The organism is Paenibacillus sp. Z6-24, assembly GCF_054161335.1.
In genome coordinates this window covers 2,061,218-2,075,031 of record NZ_CP096398.1, presented here as the reverse complement: position 1 = coordinate 2,075,031, position 13,814 = coordinate 2,061,218, and the positions used below count along the sequence as shown (strand labels likewise).

The window sequence follows — 13,814 nt, the reverse complement described above, 5'->3', positions numbered from 1 at the left end:
AATCAATAGATCAACCTGCCGGGATCAGAATACGTTTATTGTAAATGATAAAGATTATCATTGTCAATACAAGTGATGGTTAGCCTGCTATTCAGCGCGCTCTATCATAACAACATTGAATTTCCTATTCTGCAGGGTGACCCGGTACAGCTCATCAAATCCTTCGCTGTAACAAGGCTCCTCCAGCTGGTTGAGAATAATCGGTATCGCCTTGTCCGGAACACGCGCTTTGCCAGTGCGCAGCTGATTGCGCTGCAGCGAAGCCTCGGCATCCGGCTCAAAATAATAACCGATCACCCGAAATCGATGGGAACGGACAGCTTCGATATACTTTTGCCGATCCACTGCCGCCGGATTGGTATTGTCAACAACAAATGGCTGCTTGGCTTCCAGCGAAGCCTCCAGATAGATTTGCTCCCGGTGCCGGGTCTTCAGCATGTCCAGATTAATGCGCATATGGGTGTTGAAGAATCGTTCCCGGTAAAAGGTCGATTTGCCTGATGCGGGAATGCCGATCAGAATGATGCACTCCATGCTATCCCTCCATCCAGACGATGGATGATAAGGTAAAAGGTATATTGTCCCCTCCCTTTACCTTATCGATCGTGGTTCTAATGGACACTCTCATACAATATCTCTCCAGTACGGGACAGATCATATCCCCCAAGCGCCTCCAGCTCCTGCCGGAAGTCCGCAGACTGCAAAATGCGTTTGAGCAGTGCGATCCATTCGGCATTGTCCGGTTTGTTCAGCACTACCAGATCGTAGCGCTCCGTAACGAGCGGAATAAAGTCGATTCCGACCATGGCTGCAGCCTTTTCACTGCCCACTCCGACATCGGCCTGTCCGGCAGCAATCCGGGCCGCGACCGCAATATGGGAAGACTCTTCGTTGCCGTATCCCCGTACGGTGGAAGGACGAATCTGATGAAGCCTCAGCTGCTCATCCAGCAGCACGCGTGCTCCGGCACCCTTTTCCCGATTGACAATCGTTAGGCCCGGCTGACTCAGATCACTCCAGCTGCGAATTCGCCGGGGATTGCCGCGCTGTACGTAGATCCCGGCCCGCCTGGAGGCCAGGTTGATCAGGGTAAACGGGCAGGATACCATAATTTTACGTACATAGGGCAGATTGTATTCTCCGCTGTCTCCATCGAACAGATGGGTGCTGACAATATCCGAATTGCCCATATACATCGATACCAGGCTGTCCATACTTCCGGCAAAGGAACGCAGCGGACGGTAGCGGTTATCCTTTTCCATATAACGGGCCAGCAGATCAAGACTCGTATCCTGTCCGGTGATGACAATCGTCTTATTATTGATCGGCGGTGGTACCGGCTCCTGGGTGACCGGCTGCATCGTGCCGGTATTACGCAGAATCTCCTCCGGGCGTGCATAAGCAGCATGGACAAATTCCGGTGATACGGCGGATGGATCGGTGTTTAGGGGTTGATTGGCGGGCATGACCCCACTCTTGCCCGGCTGCAATGCGTGGTCGGAAGCCATCGGACCAGATGGCAGTCCGCTTTGCAGATCCCGGATATTCATGGATTGGTTATTTTCCCGCACCATTCCATTTTTGGCACGCTGCTTGTAAGTTTCCAGATCATAATGATCTACACGCATCTGCTTGCCGACCCGATAGGCAGGCAGATCGCCTTTTTTGATCAGGTCATAGACGGTTAATTTGGATACCTTTAATAATCTGGCAATCTCTTCCGTGGTATATGACACCTGTTCATTCATAGGTGGTTCCTCCCTGTGTCGCTGACAAGATACGTTCATCTTACCTGCGGAAATGGTGGATTGCAATTCATAACAGGTCGCTCCACTCATCTTTTTCGATATAATTAATGATATCTGGATATAAGTAGTGATATTTAGTATGGTTTGGTTTATATTTGTTGTATTCAGATAGGATTCAGTGTGAACGATCCATATCTATCTTGTTAAGGAGGAGACCCATGAAATCCCTACATAAGAATAAGGATAGACTGTCACGCCCCTCTATGCACCGGTTGCCTGTACTGGTGCTGCTGATGATGCTTGCCGCTGCACTCAGTGCCTGCGGGTCGGGGCAGTCGGGAGCTGCTTCCCAGCAGGGTGGCTGGGCTTCCAGCGGCACAACCGAATTGACCGTTTCGGCAGCCGCCAGTCTGACGGACAGCCTGCAGGAGATTCAACAGATGTATGAGCAGAGATTTCCCAATGTAAAATTAACCTTTAACTTTGCCGCTTCCGGTACGCTGCAAAAGCAGATCGAACAGGGCGCACCTGCCGATCTGTTCCTGTCCGCAGGCAGCAAGCAAATGGAAGCTCTCGTCAGCCAGAAGTTTATCGACCCGGATCATCAGACCAATCTGCTGACCAATGAACTGGTGCTGGTCATTCCCAAAGACAGTCCCAATCCACCAGCTTCCCTACAGGATCTGACCAAACCTGCTCTAAAACGTCTTGCTGTCGGTACGCCGGAATCCGTACCTGCCGGCATGTATGCCCAGCAGACGCTGCAGGCAGCTAATCTATGGGATAGCCTGCAGTCACGGATTGTACAGACCAAGGATGTCAAACAGGTGCTCTCCTATGTAGAGACCGGCAATGCGGATGCGGGATTTGTCTACAAGACCGACGCGCTGGAATCGGATGGTGTACACATTGCCTTTACGGCAGCGCCGGACAGTCATGATCCTATTGTCTATCCGGCAGGTGTGCTCGCCGGAACCGCTCATCGCGAGGAAGCCGCCCAGTTCTATGCCTATCTTCAGACCGACGAAGCTCAGGCTGTGTTTGAGAAATACGGCTTCAGCAGAGTGTCCAGCGGATCATGAGTGAAGTCTGGTCCTGGGAGGCTGTAGGCTTTCCGGTTATGCTGTCCCTGCGGATTGCCTGCATCTCGGGTATTCTTGCTTTTGCAGCGGCCGTGTGGATAGCCGCTTGGATGAACCGCCATTCTTTTCCCGGCAAAATGATCCTGGAAACCCTATTTATGCTGCCGCTTGTGCTGCCGCCTTCGGTCGTCGGATTGCTGCTGCTTACGATTCTGGGCAGACGCAGCTGGATCGGACAGGCTGCCGAATGGCTGATCCACCAGCCGATTGTCTTCAGCGTTACCGGAGCGGTGATCGCATCGGCTGTTGTATCCTTTCCCCTCGTCTACCAGACGCTCAAGACCGGATTCGCTCTCGTCGACCGGGATGTACTGGAAGCTTCCCGTTCCCAGGGAGCGAGAGAATTGCAGGTGCTCTGGTATATGGTGCTGCCGCTGTCGTGGCGGTCGCTGGTAACCGGCTTTGTGCTTGGTTTTGCCAGAGCACTGGGTGAATTCGGAGCTACGCTCATGGTCGCCGGTAATATTCCGGGCAAGACGCAAACACTGCCTACAGCCATCTATTTTGCGGTTGATGCCGGGCATATGCAGCTGGCCTGGAGTCTGACGATCATTACGATTTTGATTTCATTTATCCTGCTGTTATTAACCGGAAAAATCCGTGGTACTGATTAATCAGACTGCGGATTTTTTGATATCCGGATAGGAATGGATATGAGCAGATAGAGATTAATCTTCCGGATGACAAGCGATAATCCACCTCTTTCATGAAGAATATGGAAACAAATGTAGCTTTATCTAAACGTTTATTTATATAATTGTATTGGGATTTATGCGTATATACTGATCAGTTGATGGGTTATACACAGGTATACTGTACATATGAATGACTTTTTATTCATCATTCATGACTGAAATGAGTACCGCAAGCACGATGAGAGTACAATTTCGTGATCGGTATGGTCAAAAAGAGAGGACATCAAATTTATGCTAAAACTCCGTCAATTATCCGATATCTCCGAACTGCAGATCATATGTGAAAAGCATGACCAGGTGATGCTGAAGCTCAACTGGGATATGCTGAAAAATCGTTCCCCCGGCAGTACGGAAGACTTTTTCCATTATGAACAGGAGCGGCTGGTCGCTTATCTGGCTGTCTACCAGTTTGGACCCAATATTGAAGTGTGCGGGATGACGCATCCTGAGCACCGGCGCCAGGGTCTGTTCACGGCGCTCTGGCAGCAGGCTGCAGACAGTGGTGTATTCTCTGGGGCCCATCAGGTGCTGCTGAATGTTCCGCGTGATTCTACAGCCGGGCAGGCCTGGATTCATACCATTCGCACCGCACTCAGCAGTGTGGAATATTCGCTCAAACTCAATGATGATAATGCGCTGCTGTCTCCGGTATCACACGAGATTGCCGTACTGCGTCCTTTCCGTGAAGATGATTCTGCCCTGTGGGCGCGGCTTGATGCGGATGCATTTGACATTGCCGAGTCCTCTACACTAGCGGCACTGAACAGCCCATATCGTTCCTTGTCCAGAGTGATGCATGTGATTGAGCACAGCGGGCTGGCTGCAGGCAAGATTGAAGTCGATCGCCAGGATACGCAGAGCTGGATTTACGGTTTTGTGATTGATCCGGCACTGCGTGGACACGGCATTGGACGCAGCGCACTGCGCCAGGTGGCTGCCGAAGAGAAGAGATTGGGACAGGAAGTATGGCTGAATGTAGTCTCGGACAATGACAGAGCCCTTCATTTATATGAATCCTGCGGATTTGTCCACCAGGATATTCAGGATTATTATGAGTATCAGGGCATCCCTCTTCGCTCTGCAGCACAGGTATAATCGGAAGCAGAGATGGTCCAGCTGTACAGCTGTCGTCTCTATTTTTTGTACACAAAAAGCGTTGATCACTGTCATGGAGGTCCGGTCCATAACAGGATCAACGCTTTTTCGCAGAACGGCTAAACATTCCGTACATGACTGGGACAGAAGGTTCAACCGTCCTGTTTCCCCTGTAACAGGGAAGCCGTATGTTCGTGTAGTGCATTTATGTGAAAAGATGACAGCATCAAAATGATGGGGGATTTTGATACGTCTCCTCTTTCACCTACATAAGGCTCCATTGCGGAGCAAGGTATGCCATACCAGCGTTCGTCCCACAGCTGGTGCAGGAGCGATTTCCGCCCGGTACGGCATGGCGGAGCAAATGAAGATAATCGATGGAAGCCGTATACTGATCGGCATGAGGCACATACCGCTTCACCGTACCTTCGATCATATTGAATAATTCGATCTGCTCCGGCAAAGCGCCGAAGGCAGACTGGCAAAACACGGAAGACAAATGGATAAACGCTTCTTCCAGCTGAGGCTCATGCTCAAGAAAGAACTTCTGGACAATCAGGCTCTTGTGTCCGGATGACTCCGCATCCGGTTGCGCTGTTGTCCAGGGCATCTGCCAGGCTGCCTGAAAGATCAGCGACAGCTCTGCTCCCAACTCGGGTACCATTACCTGATGCTGTTCATACAGCATGACCGGATAGGCTGCCGGATGATTGGGAGGCAGCAGCTCGGTGAGACGCCGGATCATCAGATCCTTGATATCCCAGTAATGCCGCTCACTCTCAAAAGACTGGAGCTGCCTGGGCCAGCGGTAGTCCAAAAGTTGTCCTATATTGGCAACTTCGCGCAGCTCCGGGTCCAGACTGTAATAGCGGTTCACCGCATGCCCTACCGCATATTGGACACGCTGCTTCCAGCCCGGCTTCTGCTGTGCAGTACGGCGAGACGAACCTACCGTATGCGTCTCGATGGTATAGGTCTTTCTCAGCCAGTCCTCCAGCTGATAATCCCGAAGCACGGCATTATCGTCGGTCCATGTCGCAGAAGAGTTCATTATGTGTTCACCATCTTCCGTGCACTTCACTTATACGAGGCTAACTGCCGTGCTGGCAAATTGTTTGCCAAAGCTGCGACATGTTTCTTTGTCTTCCGAGGACGGGTTGAGCTCGATCTTCAGGCTCTCCTGTACGATCTCTGCACCGCGTTCTCTCAGCTTGTCAGTCAGCAGATCAACCGCTGCCGCGTATTGGTCATAAGCGGTATCACCACTGCCGAATACGGCCGCTTTTTTGCCGCTGAGATCCAGATTGTCCATGTCTTCATAAAAGTCGAGGAATTCGTCCGGCAGTTCGCCGTCTCCCCATGTATAGGCGCCAAGTAGTACAGCGTCATATTCAAGCAGAATGTCCGCATCCACATCCATGGACTGTTTCAGTTCAACTACACCGCCTGCGGATGTAATGCCTTCTGCAATAAGGTCTGCCATCTCTTCGGTATTGCCTGTCATGCTGGCAAAAACGATTAATATTTTCGGCATGGTCATCCTCCTGTTGTACATTGTTTCTCTCAGTTCTTTTCTCTGACAACATCATAATTGATAATGATTATCATTGTCAACTTTTTTTTATTTGAATTTCGTGTTCCTCAACATAAAGCGGCATTAGAGAAGGCGGATCGTACCTATCGCGGATTTTGAACGACAAAATGGTGCCGATAGCCATAGCCCTATAGCTGCAACGAAATAATGAACCTAATCCGACAGCGCCCGCATGATGTTGGATTTGGCCTCTGCCACAATCACTTCATTCCCATCATCGACCGCTTGCATTAAGATCAGTATGGGGATGTATACCGCGATCAGCCGCGCCAGCAGCTTCGTTTCCTCGTTCGCTCGTCTTTGCAGCCTGCTAATATACGCTTCGATCACACCGGACTCCTCCGGTTTTTCTTGTTCGATACGGTATTCTCATATGCATTGCTGTCTAAATAACGAAACCACGCCAAGTAATTCTGCAAATACTTTGTTGCAACACCATTGAAGCGATCCATCCATTTCTTCAATCGGCTGAGGTAATCGTTTAACTGCTCTGCACATTTTCTCAGAGAAAAGCCTTCAATCATGCATTCGATAAAACGAGCCCACATATGAGGTCTCTTTGTTCGTTGCAGAAGGGGTTCGTAAGGTCATTGAATGTTTAGTGACAGGACTTACAACGATAATATTGACGATTAACCTCTTCAGTGCGTGTTCTTACAGCGTACTTTCCAAATCGAACAACAGAATGGCTTTGGCAATACGGGCAAACAATACTACCTTTATGCTTCTGCTCTTGAATTTCATCAATCGCTCGAACTGGAAGTGCCACTCCCTTGATTCGGGACTGCAAAATACTTGAATACAGCAGTTGAGAAATCAAAAAAATCATTTTGATCATTCTCATTTGAATAGTTATTCTCAATTACATTCTCAATGAATATCTTCTTTATCAAAATCCTGGTAAATGCGATTTACCCTTTATTCTGCTGAGACCGATGACCGGATTACTCAAAAGGAAACATATATAGCGCCTGTGCGTCTGTTGTTGTACAATAAAATGCGGTAAACCTATTTGAAGAGCGGGCTGTTATTCTATATTTTGATGTTCCTGTGCAATAAAATCTCTTATATTCGTAAGCGTTTGAGATGGAAAGCGCGATGTTCCATAAGAAATCATTTTGTTGGATAAAATGATTGGACGGTTGAAGCCTGAATATCTCTAAATATTCGTGAATGGAACAGGCAGCCAATATTCGGAATCCTCAGATCTGAAACCTCCTCTTGCTGGAGAAATCGAAGCTGTCGGAATCGTCTGTACCCGGGCTCTGAAAGAAATAAATCATAAGGATGGTTACACATGTATATTGCAGATCAATGGAAAGACTATGAATTAATCGATACTGGTGATGGAGAGCGTCTGGAGCGCTGGGGAGAAATTCTGCTGCGTCGTCCGGACCCGCAGATCATCTGGCCCAAGAAATCCGACGATCCACGCTGGAATCAAGTGCACGGTCATTATCACCGCAGCTCCTCCGGCGGTGGCGAATGGGAATGGAAACGCAAAATTCCGGAAAAATGGGAGCTTGGTTATGAGCAGCTGAAGTTCCATATCAAACCGACCAACTTCAAGCATACCGGTCTGTTCCCGGAACAGGCAGCCAACTGGAGCTGGATGATGGACAAAATTCGCAATGCCGGACGTCCGATTTCCGTGCTTAATCTGTTTGCCTACACCGGTGGTGCGACAGTAGCCGCCTCCTCTGCAGGCGCTGAAGTGGTGCATGTCGATGCGGCTAAAGGCATGGTGCAATGGGCGAAAGAAAACCATCAGTTGTCCGGTATCGGCGATCGCCCGGTACGCTTCATTACCGATGATGTATTCAAATTCGTGCAGCGTGAGCAGCGTCGCGGCAACAAATACGACGCAATCATTATGGACCCTCCTTCCTACGGACGCGGACCAGGCGGAGAAATGTGGAAGCTGGAGCAGAGTCTGTATCCATTCCTGGAATCGTGCATGACCATCATGTCCGACCAGCCGCTGTTTATGCTGATCAACTCGTATACAACCGGTCTGGCACCGACGGTATTGTCCAATATTCTCAGCATGACCATGAAACAGCGTTATGGCGGTACCATTTCTTCGGGAGAGATCGGTCTGCCGATCACCAATTCGGGAATGACCCTGCCATGCGGTATCCTCGGCCGCTGGGAAAGCTGATCGGTTATGAGTACACCGAACGCATCCATTCCAGTCTTATTCGAAGATAATCATCTGCTCGCTGTCGTCAAGCCGGTCAATGTTCCTTCTCAGGAAGACAATACCGGCGACCCTGACATGCTGACACTGCTCAAAGCCGATCTCAAAGAGCGGCATAACAAGCCGGGCAATGTATTTCTCGGTCTTGTTCACCGGCTGGATCGTCCGGTCGGCGGAGCGATGGTGTTTGCCAAAACATCCAAGGCCGCTTCCCGTCTGTCCGAGACGGTACGCAGCCGCAGTATGATCAAACAGTATGCTGCGGTAGTGCGGGGTGTACCTGCGCGCCCACAGGGTACTTTAAAAGACACACTGCTCAAAGATTCACGTACCAATACGGTAGCTGTCGTGAAACCGGGGACTGCCGGCGCCAAAGATGCGGTGCTTGATTACGAAGTGATCGCCAGCACCGGTGAATTGTCGCTTGTACTGATTCATCTGCATACCGGCCGTTCACATCAGATTCGTGTACAGATGGCTAACAACGGCCATCCGCTGTACGGCGATCAAAAATATGGTGCCGATGTGAACAGCAAAGGGGAACAGCTGGCTCTCTGGTCGGTCTGCACAGGCGTACCGCATCCGGTATCCAGGGAAATGATGACCTTTGTCTCTCTGCCACCGCGTACCCGTCCATGGACGCAGTGGAATGAAGATGTCTATGAACAGATTAGACTACAGCTTGGACAGTAATTAGACCGCAGGTAATAGGCAGAGGAATAGATATCCTATTGGCAGTTTTTTCCGATTCTGATTGAGATTCAATGCTTTATTTATGTACACATCGGCAAAATCAATAATCCAATATACCGCCAAAGAATACGCAAGAATATAAAAACCCCTGGTATGCACTCATCCAGACCGTTTGATAGAAACGGCAGATGCTTGGCAGATCAGGGGATTTTTTGTATACGAATTGATAGAATGCCATTATACAGCAGCTTTCTCCGCCAGCATTCCTGATAGGGTAGTCAGCTTGCAGCTTAATGTATGGTCATGAGAGACTTTACAGAAATACATATAAATATGCAGGGCTGGCGGCTCAAATAATGGAAGATCCAGCCTTTTCAATTTCTCGGAAGCCAGCGTGCTCGGGAGTAGTGCTACCGCCTGGCCGTTCTCTACTGTGGACAGAACGATATCCAGCGTATCCGCTTCAAGTATTTTTCGGCAAGCATTATTATCTTTTACATATTTCAATGCCGACTGCTGATAAGGACATTCCGGATCGCGAACCACAATAATTGGAAGCTGAGAATCCGGTTGCCCGGTCAGATTACAGGCTGCCATCCAGGCTATTCGGTCTTCGAGCATGAATCCGCATTCCAGCTGTTCATCCGGCAGTTCCCGGTTAACCAGTATTACATCCAGTTCCCGACTCTTTAACATAGATGCCAATTCTCTAATCGGACGAGTATATACAGCCATAGGCAGTCGTTCATTCCACATGAGTTCCCGCATATATCCGCTGGTAATCGTCTGGGTGGCTCCCAGTTTCATCTGCTCCCGGCTGATGCTAATTTCTTTTTGCGCCTGATCCGCGAGTGCCGTAATCTGATCGGCATATTGCAGCAATATCCTTCCTTCCGGCAGCAATTGTACACCCTTCGGATGCCGAAGGAATAACGGCGTTCCGAGTTGTATTTCCAGCCCACGGATTCTGGAAGTGATATTGGATTGTACATAACCAAGCTTTTCTGCTGCTTTTGACATGGACTCCAGCCGGGCTACTTCAGCGAATATACGCAGGTCATTCATTTCCATACTGTTCCTCTCCATACTGTTCCTCGCTTTTGTAAAATGTGTTAACTGTATTGAATGTACCAGGCAGTGCTTTTTATTTATTATACTCGTGTCAGTATCTGCTGATGCATTTTCTTTATGAGGTGCAGCTATCATTAAAAGGAATGGCTGCTCTCATTTATAATCATTATTCAAATTGCCAGGCCAGCTATACAATAGTCCTGTGTTCAATATATGCCTGTTAGGAAAGGAAGTTAATATATGATTACTATGCAGTATAAAATCAGCCTGCCTGCAGACTATGATATGCAGATCATCCGTCAGCGCGCCCGGCACAATGGTCACAAAACTGATGCGTTTCCTGATCTTCTGTTCAAAGCTTATCTGATTAGTGAAAAAGGGCAGTTTGGCAATTTGCGAAACAGCTATGCTCCGCTGTACGTCTGGAAAGATAGCCCGGGGATGAATACATTTCTACTGCAAGGACCTTATGATGCGATATTGTCTTCTTTTGGATGGCAAAAAGTGGAGCTCCATATTCCACTGGAAGTTCAACTACCGGATAATTTTTCGCAAATCCGTTATATTCTCCAGTATACGGGTACTATTGCGCCTGCAGGCAAGCTGGATGGTATTAAAGACCATGTTTTTCAGCAGATAACTCCTCCAGTCAGGATTCGATATCCAATCTGAACAGAGCGCATCTGCTGTGATATCGAATCATGGAAACTATGACATATCCAGATATGTTTTATCCTACAGTCCGGAACGCTGGGAATATAATTGCTGTTTTTTACTGGATGATCCTCCTGTTCTTGCGTCATTATCTTCTGCTGGAGAGTGTCAAACAAGAGAAGTCCATGAGGTGATCCATATGTCTGTTCCTTGTTAAATAATTGTTAATTTATTATTGATAAAGACCAAAAAGCTTTCCCTATTTATTCCAAGGATATGCAGCCAAGGAATATACACAGGAAAAGCTTTTTGATTTTTCAATCGGTATTGATACCCAATTCGGAACTACCCGTTAGTCGACTGGGTTGATACATCTTCCAGTACAGCGATGATTGCATCATTTTTGTCGAGCGTGACAATCGGTTTACCGATATGTCGACGTTCATCGGTCTGCACAGCCAGCTTGCTGTTAAATGGTATCGTACGATTTGGCGGTACAATGGCGATAAACGAACGATTTTCCTTGCAGATAAAGGCAGCAATAATGCGGTTACCGTTCGGCTTCACGCGCTTGCCTTCTTTGAGTTCAAAGGTAGATACGCCTTTGCCCCCACGGCTCTGTGTCTGATACTGCAGCATGGATGTTCGTTTGGCATAACCGAGATCGGTCATAACCATCAGCTGTCCATCTTCTTCCCCGTCTACCCATAGCGAAATAACGACTTCATCATCATCCACCAGCTGAATGCCGCGTACTCCTGTCGATACCCGGCCCATCGGACTGACTTCTTCCGCCCGGAAGCGGATGCTCATTCCATTACGGGTAATCAGCATCAGGTCGCGTGCCTGATCGCCGCGGCTGACGGATATGACTTCATCTCCTTCACCGAGCTTGCATGCAGCTACTGCGCCGGAGCGCTTGGTTGCATAGTCTTTGAGTTCAGTTCGTTTGACCTGTCCCCGCTTGGTGACAAACACCAGACTGCCTGTCTCTTCTTCCAGATTACGTACCGGGATAATATCGACTATCCGGTCTTCACGGGTCATGGAAATGACATTCACAATCGCTGTACCGGTTTCTTTCCACTTGAAGTCCGGAATCTGATGCACCGGCAGCAGGAAGTACTGACCGCGCTGTGTGAAGATCAGCAGACTATCGAGTGTATTCACATCCAGTACCTGACGGATAAAGTCATCTTCCTTCGCTCCCGATCCGCTGCGCTCTGCACCGGAACGGTTAAAGGACATCATACTCGTACGCTTGATGTATCCACCGTTCGAAAGTGTAACCAGTACATCCTCGGAGTTGACCAGGACTTCCAGATTAACTTTGAGTTCTTCCACTTCATCACGGATCTCGGAGCGGCGCTCGATTCCGTATTTGTCGTAGCTCTCCATCAGTTCTTTTTTAATGACACCGATCAGTTTTTTGTCGCTGTCCAGAATGGACTGGAGATTTTTGATTTTTTTCTGGATATCGCTCAGTTCTTTCTCCACCTGATTGATTTCCAGGTTGGTCAGACGATACAATTGCAGGCTGAGAATCGCATCGGCCTGACGCTCGGTCAATCCGAACATCCACTGCAGATTCTGATGGGCATCCTGGCGGTTTTTGGAAGCTTTAATTGCTGCGATCACTTCATCCAGAATATTCAGCGCTTTGGCGAGACCTTCCAGTACATGTGCACGATCTTCCAGTTTGTCCAGATCGTAGCGTGTACGGCGGGTAACCACTTCGCGCTGATGAGCGATATACGCTTGCAGTATCGCTTTTAGACCCAGCTGCTGTGGAGCTTTGTTGACAATAGCGACCATGTTAAAGTTGTAGGCTACCTGCAAATCGGTCTTTTTGAGCAGATAAGCGAGAATCCCTTCTGCATCTGCATCCTTTTTCAGTTCAATGACGATACGCAGACCTTCACGGCCGCTCTCATCGCGTACTTCAGCAATCCCTTCCACCTTTTTCTCCAGACGGATATTTTCCATTGCGGTAACCAGACGTACTTTTACCACCTGATAAGGGATCTCGGTAATCACAATCTGCTGTTTGCCACCACGCATCGTTTCGATTTCGGTTTTGGAACGAACATAGATGCGTCCTTTGCCAGTCTCATACGCATCGCGGATACCGCTGCCGCCCATAATAATGCCGCCGGTCGGGAAATCTGGACCTTTGACATGAGTCATCAGTTCATCCAGCTCCATCGCCGGATTTTCCATGAGTGCAATACAGGCTTCAATGACTTCGCGCAGGCTGTGCGGTGGAATCTCGGTCGCAAAACCCGATGAAATGCCGCTCACACCATTGACGAGCAGATTCGGATAACGGGCCGGCAGAACGGTCGGTTCCTTGGTCGTATTATCAAAATTGTCCTTAAACTGGACCGTATTGCGATCAATATCACGCAGAATCTCCATGGCAATGGCAGACAGGCGTGCTTCGGTATAACGCATTGCTGCTGCCGGATCATCATCCGGGGAACCCCAGTTACCATGACCGTCCACGAGTGTATGTCCCATTTTCCATGGCTGTGCCATCCGGACCATACCATCATAGATGGAAGAGTCACCATGCGGGTGATAGTTACCCATTACGTCACCGACGGTTTTGGCGGATTTGCGGTAGCCTTTTTCCGGTGTATTGCCGGATTCGTACATCGCATAGAGAATACGGCGTTGCACCGGTTTTAATCCGTCCCGTACATCTGGAATCGCACGGTCCTGGATAATATATTTGGAATAACGACCAAATCGGTCTCCGACGACTTCTTCGAGAAACGCCGGCATATACTGTTCATTTGTAGCCATCCGTTCACCTTACCTTCCGGCCGCAGCCGGATTATTTTATAAAACTGTTATTCGTGCAAAAAGGAATGAAAACCATCCCTGAAAGCTGGTGTGTCTCATTCCTGATTGCCCTCT

12 protein-coding genes and 2 pseudogenes are annotated in these 13,814 nt (G+C 48.9%); 6 read left to right on the top strand and 8 right to left on the bottom strand.

The window, feature by feature from the left end; translation table 11 throughout:
* Positions 1-87: 87 nt before the first annotated feature.
* Both M1D61_RS09165 and M1D61_RS09160 read right to left on the bottom strand, forming a co-directional pair.
* Positions 88-534, bottom strand: a complete 447-nt coding sequence (locus tag M1D61_RS09165) for an AAA family ATPase (RefSeq protein ID WP_458122062.1) — start codon at positions 532-534, stop codon at positions 88-90.
* 77 nt (positions 535-611) lie between these two features.
* Positions 612-1,748, bottom strand: coding sequence for a substrate-binding domain-containing protein (locus M1D61_RS09160; protein WP_458122061.1), 1,137 nt, complete (start codon positions 1,746-1,748; stop codon positions 612-614).
* A 218-nt stretch (positions 1,749-1,966) separates the two neighbouring features.
* Here M1D61_RS09160 and modA point away from each other — a divergent pair, with 218 nt between their 5' ends.
* From modA to M1D61_RS09145, 3 genes are all read left to right on the top strand, one after another.
* A complete protein-coding gene (modA, locus tag M1D61_RS09155) occupies positions 1,967-2,830 on the top strand; it encodes a molybdate ABC transporter substrate-binding protein (RefSeq protein WP_458122060.1) in 864 nt (287 codons plus the stop codon).
* Complete coding sequence (gene modB / locus M1D61_RS09150; RefSeq protein WP_458122059.1) at positions 2,827-3,504, top strand: molybdate ABC transporter permease subunit; 678 nt, start codon at positions 2,827-2,829, stop codon at positions 3,502-3,504. Before modA ends, modB begins: the two co-directional genes overlap by 4 nt.
* A 312-nt stretch (positions 3,505-3,816) precedes the next feature.
* Positions 3,817-4,680, top strand: a complete 864-nt coding sequence (locus M1D61_RS09145; protein WP_458122058.1) for a GNAT family N-acetyltransferase — start codon at positions 3,817-3,819, stop codon at positions 4,678-4,680.
* Positions 4,681-4,945: 265 nt separating this feature from the next.
* Here the strand turns inward: M1D61_RS09145 and M1D61_RS09140 are convergent, their stop codons facing one another.
* The 4 genes and pseudogenes from M1D61_RS09140 to M1D61_RS09125 all read right to left on the bottom strand — a co-directional run.
* Positions 4,946-5,731, bottom strand: a complete 786-nt coding sequence (locus M1D61_RS09140; protein WP_458122057.1) for a hypothetical protein — start codon at positions 5,729-5,731, stop codon at positions 4,946-4,948.
* A 30-nt stretch (positions 5,732-5,761) separates the two neighbouring features.
* The gene (locus M1D61_RS09135) at positions 5,762-6,214 is read right to left on the bottom strand and encodes a flavodoxin (RefSeq protein ID WP_458122056.1); all 453 of its coding nucleotides are present in this window, start codon (positions 6,212-6,214) and stop codon (positions 5,762-5,764) included.
* Between the two features lie 213 nt (positions 6,215-6,427).
* Positions 6,428-6,565 (bottom strand): annotated as a pseudogene (locus M1D61_RS09130) (aminoglycoside phosphotransferase); the annotation flags it as partial.
* Between the two features lie 185 nt (positions 6,566-6,750).
* Positions 6,751-7,067: pseudogene (locus tag M1D61_RS09125) on the bottom strand (transposase); the annotation flags it as partial.
* 504 nt (positions 7,068-7,571) lie between these two features.
* Between M1D61_RS09125 and M1D61_RS09120 the strand changes: the two are divergent.
* Together M1D61_RS09120 and M1D61_RS09115 are read left to right on the top strand one after the other, a co-directional pair.
* Positions 7,572-8,435, top strand: a complete 864-nt coding sequence (locus tag M1D61_RS09120) for a class I SAM-dependent methyltransferase (RefSeq protein ID WP_046215087.1) — start codon at positions 7,572-7,574, stop codon at positions 8,433-8,435.
* Between the two features lie 6 nt (positions 8,436-8,441).
* A complete protein-coding gene (locus M1D61_RS09115; RefSeq protein ID WP_458122055.1) occupies positions 8,442-9,167 on the top strand; it encodes an RluA family pseudouridine synthase in 726 nt (241 codons plus the stop codon).
* A 237-nt stretch (positions 9,168-9,404) separates the two neighbouring features.
* On the opposite strand, the gene M1D61_RS09110 is transcribed toward M1D61_RS09115, so the two are convergent.
* Positions 9,405-10,238 carry a LysR family transcriptional regulator gene (locus M1D61_RS09110; RefSeq protein WP_458122054.1) on the bottom strand — a complete coding sequence of 278 codons (834 nt, stop codon included), beginning with the start codon at positions 10,236-10,238 and terminating at the stop codon, positions 9,405-9,407.
* 240 nt (positions 10,239-10,478) lie between these two features.
* On the opposite strand from M1D61_RS09110, the gene M1D61_RS09105 reads away from it, so the two are divergent.
* The gene (locus M1D61_RS09105; protein ID WP_458122053.1) at positions 10,479-10,910 is read left to right on the top strand and encodes a DUF4865 family protein; all 432 of its coding nucleotides are present in this window, start codon (positions 10,479-10,481) and stop codon (positions 10,908-10,910) included.
* A 327-nt stretch (positions 10,911-11,237) separates the two neighbouring features.
* Here M1D61_RS09105 and gyrA read toward each other — a convergent pair whose 3' ends face one another.
* Complete coding sequence (gene gyrA / locus M1D61_RS09100; protein WP_458122052.1) at positions 11,238-13,700, bottom strand: DNA gyrase subunit A; 2,463 nt, start codon at positions 13,698-13,700, stop codon at positions 11,238-11,240.
* Positions 13,701-13,814: the final 114 nt, after the last annotated feature.

What these genes read in the sequence shown, in the direction of transcription:
- M1D61_RS09110 (WP_458122054.1), bottom strand. Translation starts at nt 10,238, where the DNA reads ATGGAAATGAATGACCTGCGTATATTCGCTGAAGTAGCCCGGCTGGAG.
- M1D61_RS09120 (WP_046215087.1), top strand. Translation starts at nt 7,572, where the DNA reads ATGTATATTGCAGATCAATGGAAAGACTATGAATTAATCGATACTGGT.
- M1D61_RS09135 (WP_458122056.1), bottom strand. Translation starts at nt 6,214, where the DNA reads ATGCCGAAAATATTAATCGTTTTTGCCAGCATGACAGGCAATACCGAA.
- M1D61_RS09140 (WP_458122057.1), bottom strand. Translation starts at nt 5,731, where the DNA reads ATGAACTCTTCTGCGACATGGACCGACGATAATGCCGTGCTTCGGGAT.
- M1D61_RS09105 (WP_458122053.1), top strand. Translation starts at nt 10,479, where the DNA reads ATGATTACTATGCAGTATAAAATCAGCCTGCCTGCAGACTATGATATG.
- M1D61_RS09115 (WP_458122055.1), top strand. Translation starts at nt 8,442, where the DNA reads ATGAGTACACCGAACGCATCCATTCCAGTCTTATTCGAAGATAATCAT.
- modB (WP_458122059.1), top strand. Translation starts at nt 2,827, where the DNA reads ATGAGTGAAGTCTGGTCCTGGGAGGCTGTAGGCTTTCCGGTTATGCTG.
- gyrA (WP_458122052.1), bottom strand. Translation starts at nt 13,700, where the DNA reads ATGGCTACAAATGAACAGTATATGCCGGCGTTTCTCGAAGAAGTCGTC.
- M1D61_RS09160 (WP_458122061.1), bottom strand. Translation starts at nt 1,748, where the DNA reads ATGAATGAACAGGTGTCATATACCACGGAAGAGATTGCCAGATTATTA.
- M1D61_RS09165 (WP_458122062.1), bottom strand. Translation starts at nt 534, where the DNA reads ATGGAGTGCATCATTCTGATCGGCATTCCCGCATCAGGCAAATCGACC.
- modA (WP_458122060.1), top strand. Translation starts at nt 1,967, where the DNA reads ATGAAATCCCTACATAAGAATAAGGATAGACTGTCACGCCCCTCTATG.
- M1D61_RS09145 (WP_458122058.1), top strand. Translation starts at nt 3,817, where the DNA reads ATGCTAAAACTCCGTCAATTATCCGATATCTCCGAACTGCAGATCATA.